Annotated in this window: 1 pseudogene; it reads right to left on the bottom strand. The window is 46.5% G+C overall.

Annotation, left to right across the window (positions count from 1 at the left end):
* Nucleotides 1–254, bottom strand: a pseudogene (locus FLQ44_RS25530) (hypothetical protein); the annotation flags it as partial.

Here is a 254-nt window from a genome sequence, read left to right on the forward strand (position 1 = left end):
GATCTAACACAATCACATGGCAGGTTTGGGCATCTACCCCCGTCGTCATCAACTTAAAGGTGGTGGCAATTACTGGATACGTCTCTTTGGGATTGATAAAGTTATCGATTTGAGCTTTACCCTCCTTCTCATCACCCGTAATTTGCATGACGTAACGGTGGTCTTTGAGAACAAGCCCTCGATTCAGCGTTACGTTAGCCAAGGCTTTTCGCATTCGTTCAGCGTGGTCAATGTCCTCACAAAACACGATGGTC

This window comes from Vogesella mureinivorans (genome assembly GCF_007644035.1).
GTDB lineage: Bacteria > Pseudomonadota > Gammaproteobacteria > Burkholderiales > Chromobacteriaceae > Vogesella > Vogesella mureinivorans.